Origin of the sequence: Actinoplanes lobatus, from assembly GCF_014205215.1 — a bacterium.
GTDB classification, from domain to species: Bacteria; Actinomycetota; Actinomycetes; order Mycobacteriales; family Micromonosporaceae; genus Actinoplanes; species Actinoplanes lobatus.
The window spans coordinates 9,809,132-9,823,770 of the sequence record NZ_JACHNC010000001.1; the positions used below are offsets into that span (position 1 = coordinate 9,809,132).

16 protein-coding genes are annotated in these 14,639 nt (G+C 72.2%); 6 read left to right on the plus strand and 10 right to left on the minus strand.

The genetic code is table 11. From position 1 onward, the window contains the following. Positions 1 to 5 precede the first annotated feature (5 nt). Entirely contained in the window at positions 6 to 1,190 is a 1,185-nt protein-coding gene (locus tag BJ964_RS44570) for a helix-turn-helix domain-containing protein (RefSeq protein ID WP_188126298.1), read from the minus strand. 109 nt (positions 1,191 to 1,299) lie between these two features. Between BJ964_RS44570 and BJ964_RS44575 the strand changes: the two genes are divergently transcribed. Then, on the plus strand, positions 1,300 to 2,394 hold the full coding sequence (locus tag BJ964_RS44575; RefSeq protein ID WP_203832691.1) for a ferredoxin reductase: 1,095 nt from the start codon (positions 1,300 to 1,302) through the stop codon (positions 2,392 to 2,394). A gap of 128 nt (positions 2,395 to 2,522) precedes the next feature. Next, positions 2,523 to 3,701 carry a fatty acid desaturase family protein gene (locus BJ964_RS44580; RefSeq protein ID WP_188126299.1) on the plus strand — a complete coding sequence of 393 codons (1,179 nt, stop codon included), beginning with the start codon at positions 2,523 to 2,525 and terminating at the stop codon, positions 3,699 to 3,701. Between the two features lie 48 nt (positions 3,702 to 3,749). Here BJ964_RS44580 and BJ964_RS44585 read toward each other — a convergent pair whose 3' ends face one another. The 4 genes from BJ964_RS44585 to BJ964_RS44600 form a co-directional block, all read right to left on the minus strand. Beyond that, positions 3,750 to 4,058, minus strand: coding sequence for a putative quinol monooxygenase (locus tag BJ964_RS44585; protein ID WP_188126300.1), 309 nt, complete (start codon positions 4,056 to 4,058; stop codon positions 3,750 to 3,752). Between the two features lie 53 nt (positions 4,059 to 4,111). Continuing rightward, a complete protein-coding gene (locus BJ964_RS44590) occupies positions 4,112 to 5,584 on the minus strand; it encodes a family 4 glycosyl hydrolase (RefSeq protein WP_229807136.1) in 1,473 nt (490 codons plus the stop codon). A gap of 141 nt (positions 5,585 to 5,725) precedes the next feature. Beyond that, positions 5,726 to 6,790, minus strand: coding sequence for a carbohydrate kinase family protein (locus tag BJ964_RS44595; RefSeq protein ID WP_188126301.1), 1,065 nt, complete (start codon positions 6,788 to 6,790; stop codon positions 5,726 to 5,728). Between the two features lie 43 nt (positions 6,791 to 6,833). Further along, positions 6,834 to 7,241, minus strand: a complete 408-nt coding sequence (locus BJ964_RS44600) for a hypothetical protein (RefSeq protein ID WP_188126302.1) — start codon at positions 7,239 to 7,241, stop codon at positions 6,834 to 6,836. Between the two features lie 70 nt (positions 7,242 to 7,311). Here BJ964_RS44600 and BJ964_RS44605 point away from each other — a divergent pair, with 70 nt between their 5' ends. Beyond that, positions 7,312 to 7,965, plus strand: coding sequence for a DinB family protein (locus BJ964_RS44605; protein WP_188126303.1), 654 nt, complete (start codon positions 7,312 to 7,314; stop codon positions 7,963 to 7,965). Here BJ964_RS44605 and BJ964_RS44610 read toward each other — a convergent pair. From BJ964_RS44610 to BJ964_RS44630, 5 genes are all read right to left on the minus strand, one after another. After that, positions 7,958 to 8,464: a GAF domain-containing protein gene (locus BJ964_RS44610; protein WP_188126304.1), complete on the minus strand. Its 507-nt coding sequence runs from the start codon at positions 8,462 to 8,464 to the stop codon at positions 7,958 to 7,960. The two genes, BJ964_RS44605 and BJ964_RS44610, sit on opposite strands and share 8 nt — an antisense overlap. An 8-nt stretch (positions 8,465 to 8,472) precedes the next feature. Then, the gene (locus BJ964_RS44615) at positions 8,473 to 8,736 is read right to left on the minus strand and encodes a hypothetical protein (RefSeq protein WP_229807135.1); all 264 of its coding nucleotides are present in this window, start codon (positions 8,734 to 8,736) and stop codon (positions 8,473 to 8,475) included. 28 nt (positions 8,737 to 8,764) lie between these two features. Then, a complete protein-coding gene (locus BJ964_RS44620; protein WP_188126305.1) occupies positions 8,765 to 10,393 on the minus strand; it encodes a methyl-accepting chemotaxis protein in 1,629 nt (542 codons plus the stop codon). Positions 10,394 to 10,490: 97 nt separating this feature from the next. Beyond that, positions 10,491 to 10,967 carry a hypothetical protein gene (locus BJ964_RS44625; protein WP_188126306.1) on the minus strand — a complete coding sequence of 159 codons (477 nt, stop codon included), beginning with the start codon at positions 10,965 to 10,967 and terminating at the stop codon, positions 10,491 to 10,493. A gap of 41 nt (positions 10,968 to 11,008) precedes the next feature. After that, the gene (locus BJ964_RS44630) at positions 11,009 to 11,830 is read right to left on the minus strand and encodes a TIGR02452 family protein (RefSeq protein ID WP_188126307.1); all 822 of its coding nucleotides are present in this window, start codon (positions 11,828 to 11,830) and stop codon (positions 11,009 to 11,011) included. A 118-nt stretch (positions 11,831 to 11,948) separates the two neighbouring features. Here BJ964_RS44630 and BJ964_RS44635 point away from each other — a divergent pair, with 118 nt between their 5' ends. Genes BJ964_RS44635 through BJ964_RS44645 form a run of 3 tightly spaced genes read left to right on the plus strand, consistent with a single transcriptional unit; the run spans position 11,949 to position 14,638 of the window. Then, entirely contained in the window at positions 11,949 to 12,845 is an 897-nt protein-coding gene (locus BJ964_RS44635) for an ABC transporter ATP-binding protein (RefSeq protein WP_188126308.1), read from the plus strand. Between the two features lie 42 nt (positions 12,846 to 12,887). Next, positions 12,888 to 13,892 carry an aliphatic sulfonate ABC transporter substrate-binding protein gene (locus tag BJ964_RS44640; RefSeq protein ID WP_188126309.1) on the plus strand — a complete coding sequence of 335 codons (1,005 nt, stop codon included), beginning with the start codon at positions 12,888 to 12,890 and terminating at the stop codon, positions 13,890 to 13,892. Next, a complete protein-coding gene (locus tag BJ964_RS44645; protein WP_203832690.1) occupies positions 13,889 to 14,638 on the plus strand; it encodes an ABC transporter permease in 750 nt (249 codons plus the stop codon). The genes BJ964_RS44640 and BJ964_RS44645 overlap by 4 nt, the downstream gene beginning before the upstream one ends. The last annotated feature ends 1 nt before the right edge of the window (position 14,639 follow it).

Genomic DNA, 14,639 nt, shown 5'->3' on the forward strand with positions numbered 1-14,639 from the left:
GCCGTTCACTCCGGAATGGCGAGGGCGATGGTCAGGGCCAGGACCCACCGCGGGTCGCGGAGGCGGTCGCCGTACAGCTCGCGGAGCCGGGCCATCCGGTAGCGGACCGTCTGCGGGTGCACGAACAGTTCAGCGGCCACGTCCTCGCGGCGGCCGTGGTGCAGCAGCCAGCTGCGCAGCGTCTCGACCAGCTTGGCGGCGGCCGCGCCGCGCTCGCCGGCCAGCGGGGTCAGCGCCCAGGCCCGCAGATCCGCCAGCGCGCCCGGGTCGGCGGTCACCACCACCGCGGCCAGGTGGTCCTCGGTGTCGACGACCTCGCCGCCGGCCGGTGCGGTCAGCCGGTGCACCCGGATCGCCCGGTCCAGCGAGCTCTTCGCCTCCAGCCATGGGCGGGCCGGGCCCATCACGACGTTGTGGCCGGTCAGCAACCGGGTCATGGTCGGGCGGGAGCTGCCCTGCGGGTCCGGTACCAGCAGCACGGTCAGGCCGGGATGCTCGGGTACGGCGTCGGCGAGCTGCAGCGTACGCGGATCGAGCAGGTCGATCACCCAGCGTGCCGCGCGTTCCGGCAGCAGCAGCGCGGTGAGGGTCTGCGGGGCCGCCCACTCGGCCTGCTCGGCGGCGGCCTGGAGCACGTGCGCGGGTTCCCCGGCGACCAGCGCCTGCGCCAGCTCCTGGAGGTGGCGCATCCGGATCCGGCCGGAGGCGGCCAGTTCGTCGGCGTGCCCGGCCACGCTGGCCGCGGACAGCTCGTCGATGTAGGCGAAGACCAGTTCGGCGAAGTCGGCGATGGTGGCGGCGGGCTGCCCGGCGGCGACACTGATCGCGGCCAGCTCACGCCACGCCACCCGGGCGCCCACCCGGTAGGCGGCGAGCAGCGCGTCCAGGCTGCGGCCGGAGCGGGCCTCGCCGCGGCCCAGCGCGTACGCCGCCTCGATCGCCGACGCCATCGGGGTGCCCGGGTCGGCGCCCGGACGGGACACCAGGTTCAGGAAGGTGGCGAGTGCGGCCCGCACCGCCCTCGCGATCTTGTGCCCGAGCTCGCCGGCGAACGGTTCGGCGTACGCCGGGACCTCCCGGATGATCGCCTTGATCGTCTGTGAGGAGACTCCGGACAAACCCTGCCGGAGTGGGTCGACGACCTCTGGCGGCAGGCGATAGGACCGTACGTCGCGCAGCGGCTGTTTCACGCGGCTCCCTCACATTCCGTCCGTCCTTGTCCCCGCCGAACAATTATGCGGCCCCGGATTCACTTTCCCAGGTCAGGACTTTGCCTTTGCGAGCGACCAGTCTTGGTAGGTGCCTGTAAATCAGACATCGCTGTTCACCCGGCGACTCAGGAACGGCGCGTGGCGCGTGGTCGAGCTGATCACCACTCCGGTGGTGCCGGCCGACTATCTCGACGTCATCGCGCCCCTGCGCAACCCCACCGTCCTGCGCGCCCGGATCGAAGCGGTGCGCCCCGAGACCGCCGACGCGGTCACCCTGGAGCTGCGCCCGGGTCGTGGCTGGGAGCCACACCAGCCCGGACAGTACGTCCGGCTCGGCGTGGACGTCGACGGTGTCCGGCTGTGGCGTGCCTACTCGGTGACCAGCGCGGCCGGCCGTCGCGACGGCAGGTTCACCGTCACCGTGAACGCCGTCCGGGACGGCGTGGTCAGCGGTCACCTGCTGCGGCACGCCCGCAAGGGCATGCTGGTCCACCTCGACGTGCCGGCCGGCGACTTCGTGCTGACCTCGCCCCGGCCGGCCAGGACGCTGTTCGTCACGGCGGGCAGCGGCATCACCCCGGTGATGGGCATGCTGCGCAGCGCCCTTCCCGAGCTGGGCGACGTGGTCGTCGTGCACTCGGCCAGGACCCCGGAGGGCGTCGTCTTCGGCGCCGAGCTGCGTGAGCTCGCCGCCCAGGGCCGGATCCGGCTGATCGAGCGGCACACCCGCGCCGACGGGCGGCTCAAGCCGGCCGCGCTGGCCGACCTGGTGCCCGACCTGTTCGAGCGGGAGACCTGGGCGTGCGGCCCCGGCGACATGCTCGACGACCTCCAGGAGCACTGGGCCGACGCGGGCGCCGCCGAGCGGCTGCACGTCGAACGCTTCCGTCCCACGGTGCTGGTCGCCGGCGACGGCGGCACGGTCACCTTCGAGAAGTCCGGCCTGGTCGTCGACGTCGCCGCCGGCGCCACGGTGCTCGACGCGGCCGAGGCGGCCGGCCAGTTGATGAGATCCGGCTGCCGGATGGGCATCTGCTTCAAGTGCGTGCTGCCCATGCGCGAGGGCATCGTCCGCGACGTCCGCGACGGCAAGCTCACCACCGCGACCGAGGTGGACGGCGACAACGTCCTGATCCAGACATGCATCTCCACGGCCGCCGGCCCGTGCCGGCTGGACGCCTGACTTTCTTGAGAACGGCTTCCTCCGAGCCCGCAACCTCGGAGGCGCCACCTCCGAGCCCCGCCGCCTCGGAGCCCCGCCCGCGAGCCGGCTCCCCGCCGAACCGGCTCCCGAAAGAACGAGGAAGTTCTGTGACGACGCTCCAGCGCAAGGAAGTCAACCCGATCGCCCATCTCTCCCCGGAGGACATCGAGCAGCTCGGCCGGGAGCTCGACGCCATCCGCGACGAGATCCTCGCCGTCCGCGGCGAGCAGGACGCCCGGCACATCCGGCGGATGATCGCCGTGCAGCGGCGCCTCGAACTCGGCAGCCGCGCCGTCCTGCTCTTCTCGGTCTTCCCCCCGGCCTGGGTCCTCGGCACGATCGGCCTGTCGATCTCCAAGATCCTGGAGAACATGGAGATCGGCCACAACATCCTCCACGGCCAGTACGACTTCATGCGCGACCCGAAGATCCACTCGACCACCTGGGAGTGGGACTCGGCGTCGCCGGCCGAGCAGTGGAAGCACTCGCACAACGAGCTGCACCACAAGTACACCAACGTGGTCGGCCGGGACAACGACCTCGGCTACGGCATCATGCGCGTCGACGAGCAGCAGAGGTGGGCGCCCGCGCACCTCGGGCAGCCGCTCTACAACTTCGTCAACGCGTGCTTCTTCGAATACGGCATCGCCGCCTACGACCTGGAGCTGGGCCGCAACCTGCGGACCAAGAAGCGCCGCAACAACCCCGAGTTCCGTGCCCGCGCCCGCCAGGTCCTCCACAAGATCCGCCGGCAGGTCACCCGTGACTACGTCGTGCACCCGGCCCTCGCCCTCCCGGTCGGTTTCGCCGTCGGCAACCCGCTCGGCGCCCTCTTCGGCACCATGGCCGCCAACTTCGTGGCCAACCTGGCCCGGAACCTGTGGACCCACTCGGTGATCATGTGCGGTCACTTCCCGAACGGCGTCGAGACCTTCGAGCGCACGTCGATCACCGGCGAGACCCGGGGTGAGTGGTACCTCCGGCAGATGCTCGGCTCGGCCAACATCTCCGGCAGCAAGCTGATGCACATCATGACCGGCAACCTCTCCCACCAGATCGAGCACCACCTCTTCCCCGACCTGCCGGCCAGCCGTTACGCCGAGGTCGCGCCGAAGGTGCGGGCGCTCTTCGAGCGTTACCAGCTCAACTACGTGACCGGGCCGCTGGTCTTCCAGGTGGCGTCGGCGTGGGCCAAGGTCTTCCGCCTGGCCCTGCCCAACCGCAAGCCGGCCCGCGAGATCGACCACTCGATCCCGCCGCGCCACCCCGCCGAGGTCGCGGCCTGACCGCACGAAACGCCGGGGCCGGGCGACACACGCCCGGCCCCGGCGCCGTCACTCGGGTGGGACGCCCAGGCCGCCCAGCACGGTTGTCTCCTGACTGGTGAACTCGCCGGTCAGCAGCGGCATCGCCGCCGCGATCGCGGCCCGGGTCGCGGGCAGTTGCAGGGAGGCGTCGTGATGCTCCTTGCTCTCCCACACCTCGTTGACCCAGATGGTCTGATCGTCGTCGTCCGACACGCCGACGACGTAGACGTGGCAACCGGCGGAGCGCAGCCCGTCGGCGCCGCTGAGCAGGATGGACACGACCTCCTCCCGGTGGCCGGGCCGGGTCCTCATCGTGCCGAAGTAGCCATACCTCATCTCGTGCCCCCTTTCACCGGTCACCCTGCCAGGCGGGTACGACAGTTTTCGGCTCACCCGGCCCGCAGGTAGGCGAGTTCGGGGAACTCGGCCCGGTAGGCGTCGATCAGACGGGCCGCGACGGGTTCCGATCCGACCAGGGGATGCTCGGCCATCGCCCGTACCGCTGCGGCCTTCGATCCTGAATCGACCGCTTGCAGGACCCACCTCTCGGCCGTCTTGACCGCCTGGATCAGCCCCGTGCCGTGCGCCGGAAGCGGCGAGATCCGCTGGGGCGAAGCCCCGCGGGCGTCCACCGTGCACGGCACCTCGACCACCGCGCCGTCGTCGAGAGCGGCGACGGCGCCCCGGTTGCGCACGTTCAGGATGAGGGTGGTGGGCTCGTCGTGGGCCAGGGCGCGCATCACCGCGAGCGCGACACCCTCGTAACCGGCCGGCCGGGACTCGTCGTGCTCCCGCTCGCCGGCGCCGGTGAGCTCCCGGTTCTCGGCCATGTAGGTGGCCTCCCGCTCCCGCCACGCACCCAGCCAGGCGCCGAGCGGATCACGGACGAGGATCTCGGCATAACAGCGCCGCTGCTGCCCGAGCAGGAACTCACCCCGGGTCTGCGCCGCCTGCCGCACCGCGGCCAGCGTGCCGGCCGGATCGTAGTAGTAGTGCAGATACTCGTTGGGGATCGCGCCCAGGTCACGAAGACGGTCGGCGCCGAAGAGGCGGCCCTCCTCGAAGGATTCCAGCCGCGGGCGGTCGGCCAGGAGGCGCGCCAGGAGATTCCCGTCGCCGTCAGCGCCGGGCCCGGCCGGCCCGGGCGCCCCGGTCCCGCGAGCCGATCCCGGAACACCCGGCAGACCCGCCCCGGTACGCCGAGCGCCCGCCCCGAGCGGGACCGCGGCACGCGGGTCGGCCGCGTCGAGGAGGTGGACGCCGTAGAGCCAGCCCAGGTGGTTGAGCCCGGCGTAGTCGACGCGGACCGTGCCGGGGTCGGCGCCGAGGGCCTTCAGCACGCGGTCGACCAGTCCGGACGGGGAGTCGCAGATGCCGATGACCCGGTCGCCGAGGTGGGTGGCCATGGCCTCGGTGACCAGACCGGCGGGGTTGGTGAAGTTGATCGTCCAGGCGGCGGGGGCGAGGCGCGCGATGCGGGCGGCGATACGGCGGGCCTCGGGGACGGTGCGCAGGCCGTAGGAGATGCCACCGGCGCCGACCGTCTCCTGGCCGAGGACGCCCGCTTCGAGTGCCACCCTCTCGTCGGTGACCCGCCCGCGCAGGCCGCCCACCCGGACCGCGCAGAACACGAAGTCCGCGCGGGTGACCGCGGTGTCCAGGTCGGTGGTGGTGATCAGCCGCGGGGCTCCGGGCACGCCACGCGCCTGGGCGGTGAGCACCCGGCCGATCGCGTCGAGGCGCCCGGCGTCGACGTCGTGCAGGACCAGCTCGGTGATGCCGGTCTGCTCGCGGTCGGCGAGCAGCGCCCGGTGCACCAGCGGCACACGGAAACCCCCGCCGCCGAGAATCGTCAGTCGCATGCGATCTCCATGGCTCGGTTACCGATCATCGTTCTCCGCCGCCCTGACCCACGGGCGACGGCCGGGCAGAAGGCGCCGGGCCGTGACATGAACGCCGGCGGACGCCGGACACGAACGGCCGGGGAAGGGCATTCACCCGGGTCAGTGGCCGGGGCTGACGTCGGAGAGGCGGGCGATCGTGGCCGTGGCGCGGTGGACCGCGTTGCGGCTGCCCGGTGGGATCACGTCGTCGAGGAAGCCGAACCGCCGGGCCAGGACCGCCTCGCTGGAGTCGCCGTGGTGGCGGGCGGCGCCGGCGCGGGTGGCGGTCCACCAGTCGGCGATGTCGCCCCAGCCGGGGGCCGACAGGGAGCCGCCGAAATGCTGCACCGACAGGGCGCCCACGAGCGTGGCGAAGGCCACCCGCTCGGCGAGCGGCCAGCCGCCGAGCGTGCCGGTGACGAATCCCGCGGTGAAGACGTCGCCGGCGCCGGTCGGGTCGAGGGCCTCCACCGGTACGCCGGGGACGGACGCGACCTCCCCGGTGCTCCCGTCGACGGCGAGCGCCCCGTCGCCGCCGCAGGTCACCACCACCACGGGTACGAGACCGGACAGTTTCTCCAGGGCCTGGCGCGGCTCGTCGGTACGGGTGTAGCGCATGGCCTCGACCGCATTGGGCAGGAAGGCGTGACAGTCGGCGAGCACTCCGAGCACCTCGCACGACCACTGGTCGGTGTCGTCCCATCCGGCGTCGGCGAAGACGAGTGTCCCGGCGGCGCGGGCGCGGCGCACCCAGCCGGTGCCCTCCGGCGCCAGGCTCACGGCGGCGCTGCGGGCCGCGGGGAGGCCGTTGACCAGCCCGTCGGCGTCGGTGGGCAGGGGATGGCCGTGGGTGATCATGCTGCGGTCCCGGTCGTACGCCACCGACACGGTCACCGGCGAGTGCCAGTCGTCGAGGCGGCGTGAGGCGGAGAGGTCGATCCCCTCCTGACGGCTGAGCACCTGGTGGCAGAACTCACCGTAGGCGTCCGAGCTCAGCGCCGTGCCGAGCCCCGTGTGCAGGCCGAGCCGGCTGGCGGCCACCGCCAGGTTGGCGACGCCGCCGGGGCACGAGCCCATGCCGGGCGCCCAGACCTCGGTGCCGGGCTCGGGCAGCTCACGGAGGCCGGTGAAGATCACATCGAGGTAGACGATTCCCGGGACGAATAGGTCGAGCTGTCGAGCCATTGTCCGATCTTAGCGCCGCTCCTATCGGCGAAGTGGCCTTTGATCAGCGAGCCTTCCGAAGGTCTACATGGGCGGCACGCAGGGTGTCCACAGTCCGGTCGGTGCCCGGCGGCCGTATTTCATCGAGAAGCCTCCATGCCTCATCCAAGGCTTGGGACAGGTCACCGATGCGTTGCGCGTGCTGGCGACGGACGTCCTCCCGCACCTTCTCGATACGGCGCATCCACCCCTCAGCCGCAGCCGAGGGCGCCGCCGGAGGTGGCGGCGGAGGTGGCGGCGGGTCGAGCACCTGCGAGGCCGGCACGATGGCGGCGATCGGCCGCCCGCCGTCGACCACGACGGTCACCTGCCCGGTCACCCCGGTGACGCGGACGAGTTGCTGGAACCGCAGGCGAGCCTCAGCGACGGTGAGCTCAATCCGGCGGCGAATCGGCGTTGCTGGTTCTCCCATACCGCGATGATGCGCCTGGGGTACGACAAATTCCGTGGCCGCTCGTCACCCGTGGGGATAAATTGCCGCGATGACTGAGAACTCCATCGGTGCGCGGGATGTCCGCGAGGCGGTTGACCTGGCCATCGCCACCCTGCGGACCGCGACGGACCGGGATTGGCACACCCCGGCCGCCGGCCTGATCTGGTCCTGCTGGGAAACGATCGAGCACATGGCCGACGATCTGTTCGCCTATGCCACCCAATTGACGCCGAGGAATCCGCCACGGGCCACCTACGTCCCCTTCGGATGGCGGCACCACCGGGACGGCGGGCCGGCGCTGACCGTCTACGCCGAGGACGGCGCGAGCCGGGAGGGCCTGATCCAGGTGCTGGACTCGGCGGCCGGCCTGCTGGTGGCGGTGGTCGAGGTGGTTCCGGCGGACCGGGTGGCCTACCACCCGTACGGTGCTTCGGATCCGTCCGGTTTCGCCGCCATGGGCGTTGTGGAGACGCTGGCCCACATGCACGACGTCGCACGGGCCCTCGATCTGGAGTGGGCCCCGCCGGAGGACCTGTGCGACCGTGCGCTGCGCCGCCTGTTCCGCGACGCGCCCACGGACACCGGCCGCTGGCCGACACTGCTCTGGGCGACCGGCCGCGGCGACCTGCCCGGACGGGACCGCCGGCCGTCCGACTGGCGCTGGGACGGCGCGCCCCTGAGCAAGGACGAAGCCGCTACCTGAGCCGGTACGCGTCGAGCAGCCGCATCACCTTCTCCGCCCCGTCGGCCAGCACCGCCCGGTCGACGTCGGTGAAGATCCGTGGCCGCGCGTCGATCACGCAGTGCGCCCCGAGCGCGTGCCCACCGCCGATCAGCGGCACCCCGAGATAGCTGCGCATCCCGGTCATCCGCAGGAACGGGTTGTCGGCGTGCCGGGGATCCTGCGTCCCGTCGACGACGCAGTAGGGCTCCCCGGCGAGCACGGTGTGCGTGCACATGGCCCATTCCGCCGGCGTGCCCTCCGCGTCGGCCACCCATCCGGACAGCCCGTACGAGCCGATGATGAACTGTGAGGTGTCGAGGATCATCGACACCATCGAGATCGGCGCCTCGAGGAGCCCGGCGCTGCGTTTCGCGATGGCGTCGAGGCTGGTCCGCAGGTCCTCGTCGAAGAGGTCGTACCCGGCGATCTCCCGGATCCGCTCCGGGACGCCGAGCCGGTCGAAGAGGTCGGTGTTCACGGTGACTCCTACAGGATGCTGTGCGCGGCGGCGAGCTGGGTGTATGCGGTGACCCGGATCTTGACGGCGACGGCGCAGAGCCGGGTGGACGGGTCGGCGTCGTGCATGACGGCGAGCATCCGGTCCAGGCCGGCGGGCTCGTTTCCGGTGAGCCCGGCGGTGCGGAGCAGGTCGTTCCAGATCCGGGCGCCGTCCCCGGCGTGGACCCGGAGCACCGCGGCCCGGGCGTCGTCCAGGGTGGGCCGGCTGAGCCCGTAGGGCGCACTGGTCACGATCTCTCCCGTCACGAGGGTCCAGGGTTCAGTGGCGGAACCCGCCGACCAGGTTGGTCAGGTCCCCGGCGAGCCGGGTGAGGTCTGCCGCCGCCTGCTGTGTGGCCTCGGCGCCCTCGGCGGTGGCAGCCGCGACCTCGGCGACCCCGGAGACGGTCCGGGCGACGTCGCCGCTGCTGGTGGCGGCGTCCGACACCGACCGGCTCATCTCGCCGGTGGTGGCGGTCTGCTCCTCCACGGCGGACGCGATGGTCGTGGTGTAGTCGCCGATGCGCTGGATGACCTGGGTGATCTCGTCGATCGCGGTGGCCGCCGAGCCGCTGGACTCCTGGATGGCGGCGATCCGCTCGATGATCTCCTCGGTCGCCTTCGCGGTCTGCTGGGCGAGCTCCTTGACCTCACCGGCCACCACGGCGAAACCCTTGCCCAGCTCACCGGCGCGGGCGGCCTCGATGGTGGCGTTGAGGGCCAGCAGGTTGGTCTGCTCGGCGATGACGGTGATCAGCCGGACCACGTCGCCGATCTCCGCGCTGGCGGCGCCGAGTTCGGCGACCTGGTTGGTGGTGCGCTCGGCGACGGCCATGCCCTCGTGGGCGACCCGGGCCGCGTCGGCCGCGTTGGAGGCGATCTCGGTGATCGAGGCGCTCATCTCCTCGGCGCCGGCGGCGACCGACTGGATGCCGATGTTGACCGACTCGCTGGCCGAGCTGGCGGCGCCGGCCTTGTCGGCGACGTCTGCGGCCCCGCTCTGCAACTGGGCGCTGACCGTGGACAGCTCCTCGGAGGCACTGGCCAGCGTGATCGCGGACCCGCCGATGGTGCCGACGGTGTCCCGGAGCCGGGTGATGGCGAGGTCCAGGGCGCGGCCCATGCGCCCGGGCTCGTCGCGGCTGGTGAGCCCGGTCTGCCGGGTCAGGTCGCCGTCGGCCAGGCCTTCACAGACCGCGGTGACCCGGTCCAGCGAGCGGACGATGCCCCGCGCCACCAGGACGCCGAGTCCGAGTGCCACGACGACGCCGACGACGAGCAGCAGGATCGACTGGAGGCGGCTGCTCTCGTGCCGGGAGCGGGCGTTCTCGGCCGCCTGTGCCGCCGCGCCCTGCTCGATCTGGACCATCTCGGCGAGGTGTCCGTTGACCTCGGTGGTCAGTTCCTGGAGCGGGCCGTTGCGGATCGCCACCCAGGCGTCCATGTCGTTGCTCTGGGCGGCGGGGACCAGTTTCTCGTTCGCGGTCTGCACGAACTTCTGCCAGTCGGCTTTCACGTCGTCGACCATGGCCGGATCGGGGACCGGGTCGGTGGCCTCGTAGGCGGCCCAGGCCTTCTGCACGGCGTCGAAGTCGTCGGAGATCTGCTCCTCGTACTGCCCTTCGGCGTCGGTGCCCGCGTTGAGCATGTGGTCGGAGAGGGCGAGCTGGGTCTGGGTCATCCCGTTCTGCACCGCTCCCAGCGCCGCCACGCCCAGCACGTTGCTCCGGTAGATCGACTGCGCCGCGTCACTGGCCGAGGCGGCCGCCCGTAGTCCCAGCACACCGATCAGCAGCGCGACCACCACGGCGATCACGATCGCCGCAATGATCTTGAGGCTGACGCTGAGATCGGCCCAGAACCGCCGTCCTCCGGCGCTCGGGTCCGCCTCCCCGGTCACTTCGGTCATCTCGTGTCCCCCTGGCCCGGCCGCCCCCAACCGGCCGCCCGTACTACTCACGTCGGCACCGTCCGGCAACCTCTGAGCAACCCGGGCCAGATAGAGGTCAGGCGACCCGGTCCCCGACCGGTCCGGGCCGCCGGACCCGGCGCGGCGGCACCGTCCGCTCGCGAGCCCGGTAGCGGACCGGTGGGGTGATCCGCAGCCGCCGCAGGAACGGCGCGAACGGGTCGCCGAAGGTGCGGGCCGCCGTGTTGAGCAGGAGCGCGGCGGCCACCATGCCGACCGCCGGCATGCCCAGCAGCAGGGCGATCACCGACCCGGTCAGCCCGCCCCACACCATCACCCGCAGGCCGACGTCGGCGACCGGGATGCCGCTGGGCCGCTGCCTGGTCCAGATCGGCAGGAACGACGAGGCCAGCGCGAGCGCCACCGCACCGAGCACGGCGGCCGCCGTCAGGAACGCCTGCGGCCAGTCGTAGTGCCGGCCGAGCGCGTAGCCGCCGGAGAGCACCACACCGAACCAGACCTTGGCGAGCGCCCAGCGCCCGACCCGGACCAGGGGATCGTCGGAATCCGTCATGACGCTCCAGCCGGGCTGCGACGGCGGACAGGCGGTAGCGACTACCCTACCGTCCGCGGACCCGCGCCGGCGGGAAGCGCGAAGGCCGCCCGGAACTCGTCACGGACCGTCTCCCGCCGGTCCATGATCGCGAAGACCACCCGGTCGAACCACGGCCCGTCGCGCAGCGCCGCGGCGAAGACCCGCGCCACCTCGCCCGGGTCGTTGCCGAAGACGCCGCAGCCCCAGGCCCCGAGGACCAGCTCGCGGACACCGTGGGCGGCGGCCACCCGCAACACCCGCGCCGCCCTCCGGGCGAGCGCGCCGGAGACCTCCGCGAGCAGGTCCGGCTCGTTCCGGGTGATCGCCGCGCGGTTGGGGGCGGCCGAGGTCAGAATCGAGACGGGGTACGGGTGAGCCAGCAGCCGGCCACGGTCGTCGCGGAAGACCGGAACCGCCGGGGACCAGATGATCCGGTCCGTGTAGAGCAGTCCCCGGTCGGCCCGGTGGAAGGCGTAGAAGTCACCGGCGGCCAGCAGCGCGGGATAGATCGCCGAGCCACGGGCGATGCTCTCCTCCTGCGCCTGGGCCCCGTTGAGGAAGCCGCCGCCCGGGTTGCGGGCCGACGCGAAGTTGAGGCAGGCCACCCCGGCGCCGACCCGGCGCGCGGCGGCCAGAGTGGACTCCGCGGTCACCTCGATCACGGGTGGGCCGGCTGCCGCCACGGGCTCCGGAAGTGGATCATCAGGCAGGTGCAGGCGGGTCCCCTCGACCGCGGCGGCCACCGTGGCGGCGATGTCCACGACCCCGTCCGGACCCTCATACCACCCCTGCTCGGTGATCGCGACCGTCTCCCGCGCGATCCCGCGCAACCTGGCACTCATGCCCTCGATGATCGCCGTGTCCGGCGGATCGCACCAGACATTTACCGCCCGCGGCGGGGCCGTGACCGCGAATCGACACCCTAGTTAACCGGTAGGAATAGTCGGTATAGTGCGCGGCATGAGCGCCGTACCCCTGCACATCTCCGGCGTCGGCAAGGAGTTCACCGCGAGCGGCCGTCGCCGCGCGATCCTCGCGGACGTCGACCTCGACGTGGCCGCCGGCGAGGTGGTCGCCCTGCTCGGGCCGTCCGGCTGCGGCAAGTCGACCCTGCTGCGGCTGGCCGGCGGCCTGGACACCCCGACCACGGGCAGTGTGCTGGTGGACGGACAGCCGGTGCGCGGCTTCGAGCCCCGCTGCGCCGTCGTCTTCCAGGAACCGCGGCTGCTGCCCTGGCGGAACCTGGAGCGCAACGTGGCGTTCGGGCTGCCCCGCGACGTCACCGGCGACCGCGCCCGCGCGGAGGTCGCACATTGGCTCTCCGTCGTGGGGCTCGCCGGCTTCGCGAAACACCGGCCCCGGCAGGTGTCCGGCGGCATGGCGCAGCGGGCCGCACTGGCCCGCGCCCTGGCCCGGCGCCCCGGCGTGCTGCTGCTCGACGAGCCGTTCGCCGCACTTGACGCGCTGACCCGGCTGCGCATGCAGGACCTGCTCGCCGACGTCCAGCGGGAGGCCGGCACCACGGTCCTGCTGGTCACCCACGACGTCGACGAGGCGCTGCACCTGGCCGACCGGATCGTGCTGCTGGGCGCCGGGCCGTCCGCGCGCAAAACCGCCCCCACCGTCGGCCCGCCCTCCCAGGGGGAGCCCCCACAGGACAGTGTGGCGGAAAGCGGATCCCGCCGCCGGACCGCCTGTGGACAACCCGGCGATGTGGACGACGCCGCCTCGATCCGGCTCGTGCTCGACGTGCCGGGCGCCCGCCCACGGGACCGCGGCGACTCCGGGCTCGCCGCACTCCGCTCCTCGCTGCTGGCCGAGCTCGGCGTCCGTACCCCCGCTGCCGTCGCCTCCTGAACCACCGCACAACCGCAACAGACCCCCCTGGAAGGACCCGACATGAAGATCTTGCGTGCCGTTTTCGCGGCGGCCGCCGCGACCGCGCTGCTGGCCGGCTGCGTGCAGGGCGAGGACGCCCCGGCGAAGAGCGCGGACGGCAAGGAGTCCGTCGCGCTGCGGCTGGACTACGCCTACTACAACCCGGCCAGCCTGGTGCTACGCGAGCAGAAGTGGCTGGAGACCGAGCTGGCCGGCAAGGGCGTCACGGTGAGCTGGCAGCTGTCGGCGGGCAGCAACAAGGCGAACGAGGCGCTGCGAGCGGAGGCCGTCGACGTCGGCTCGACGGCCGGGGCGGCGGCGCTGGTGGCCCGGGCGAACGGATCACCGATCAAGACCATCGACGTGTTCAGCCAGCCGGAGTGGGCGGCCATCGTGGTGCCGAAGGACTCGGCGGTGACCTCGGTGGCGCAGCTCAAGGGCAAGAAGATCGCGGCGACCAAGGGTACGGACCCGTACTTCTTCCTTCTCCAGGCGCTGGACGAGGCGGGCCTGAAGCCGGCCGACGTGACCGTGACCAACCTCCAGCACGCCGACGGGAAGACCGCCCTGGAGCGTGGCGACGTCGACGCGTGGGCCGGTCTCGACCCGCTGATGGCGACGTCCGAGGTGGACGCCGGCTCCAAGCTGATCTACCGGAACGTGGCCTTCAACTCCTACGGCGTGCTCAACGCCCGGGAGGGCTTCCTCACCGAGCACCCGGATCTGGCCCAGTCGGTGGTGAACGCCTACGAGAAGGCCCGCCAGTGGATCAAGGACAACCCGGATCAGGCGGTCGCCCTCTACGCCCGGGAGGCCAAGATCTCCGAGCCGGTCGCGAAGGCGGTGCTCACCGAGCGCACCAAGCTGGACATCGACCCGGTCCCGGGCGCCGCGCAGAAGGCGGTCTTCGAAAAGATCCTGCCGGTGCTGGTGGCGGACGCCAACGTGAAGAGCGAGGCGGACGCCCGCGCCGCGATCGACACCCTGTTCGAGCCGAAGTACGCGACCGCGCGGAGCGTTTCGTGACCCGACGGGCCCTCAAGCCCGCGATCGGTGTCATCCTGCCGGTGCTCCTGCTGGTGGGATGGCACCTGGTCGCGTCCGCCGGGATCTACTCGGCCGCGCAGCTGCCCCCGCCCGGCGAGGTGGTGACCGCGCTCGGCGAACTGTTGCGGCGCGGTGAGCTGTGGCACCACCTGGCGATCAGCACGCAGCGGGTGCTGATCGGGTTCGCCGCCGGGTCGTTGCTCGGGCTGGCGCTCGGCGGCCTGGTCGGGCTGTCGCGCACGGCGAACGCGGCCATCTCCCCCACGGTGCAGGCGATCCGGGCCGTGCCGTCGCTGGCCTGGGTGCCGCTGCTGCTGCTCTGGCTGGGCATCGGCGAGACGCCGAAGATCGTGCTGGTGGCGATCGGCGCGTTCTTCCCGGTCTACACCACGGTGTCGGCGGCGCTCGCGCACATCGATCCGCACCTGGTCGAGGTGGGCCGGGCGTACGGGCGCCGCGGGCTCCCCCTGCTCGGCACCGTCCTGTTCCCGGCGGCCACCCCGGCCATCCTGTCCGGCCTGCGGCTGGGGCTGGCCCAGGGCTGGCTGTTCCTGGTCGCGGCGGAGCTGATCGCCTCGTCGATGGGCCTCGGCTTCCTGCTCATCGACAGTCAGAACACCGGCCGTACCGATGTGATGCTGCTGGCCATCATCCTGCTGGCCGTGCTCGGCAAGCTGAGCGACACGCTGCTCGGGTTCGTCTCGCAGCGCGCCGCCCAGGTGTGAG

Excerpts from the sequence above, each read along its gene's own strand:
- BJ964_RS44585 (WP_188126300.1), bottom strand. The coding sequence starts at position 4,058 with ATGAGGTATGGCTACTTCGGCACGATGAGGACCCGGCCCGGCCACCGG.
- BJ964_RS44620 (WP_188126305.1), bottom strand. The coding sequence starts at position 10,393 with ATGACCGAAGTGACCGGGGAGGCGGACCCGAGCGCCGGAGGACGGCGG.
- BJ964_RS44640 (WP_188126309.1), top strand. The coding sequence starts at position 12,888 with ATGAAGATCTTGCGTGCCGTTTTCGCGGCGGCCGCCGCGACCGCGCTG.
- BJ964_RS44590 (WP_229807136.1), bottom strand. The coding sequence starts at position 5,584 with ATGCGACTGACGATTCTCGGCGGCGGGGGTTTCCGTGTGCCGCTGGTG.
- BJ964_RS44630 (WP_188126307.1), bottom strand. The coding sequence starts at position 11,830 with ATGAGTGCCAGGTTGCGCGGGATCGCGCGGGAGACGGTCGCGATCACC.
- BJ964_RS44595 (WP_188126301.1), bottom strand. The coding sequence starts at position 6,790 with ATGGCTCGACAGCTCGACCTATTCGTCCCGGGAATCGTCTACCTCGAT.
- BJ964_RS44625 (WP_188126306.1), bottom strand. The coding sequence starts at position 10,967 with ATGACGGATTCCGACGATCCCCTGGTCCGGGTCGGGCGCTGGGCGCTC.
- BJ964_RS44600 (WP_188126302.1), bottom strand. The coding sequence starts at position 7,241 with ATGGGAGAACCAGCAACGCCGATTCGCCGCCGGATTGAGCTCACCGTC.
- BJ964_RS44635 (WP_188126308.1), top strand. The coding sequence starts at position 11,949 with ATGAGCGCCGTACCCCTGCACATCTCCGGCGTCGGCAAGGAGTTCACC.
- BJ964_RS44605 (WP_188126303.1), top strand. The coding sequence starts at position 7,312 with ATGACTGAGAACTCCATCGGTGCGCGGGATGTCCGCGAGGCGGTTGAC.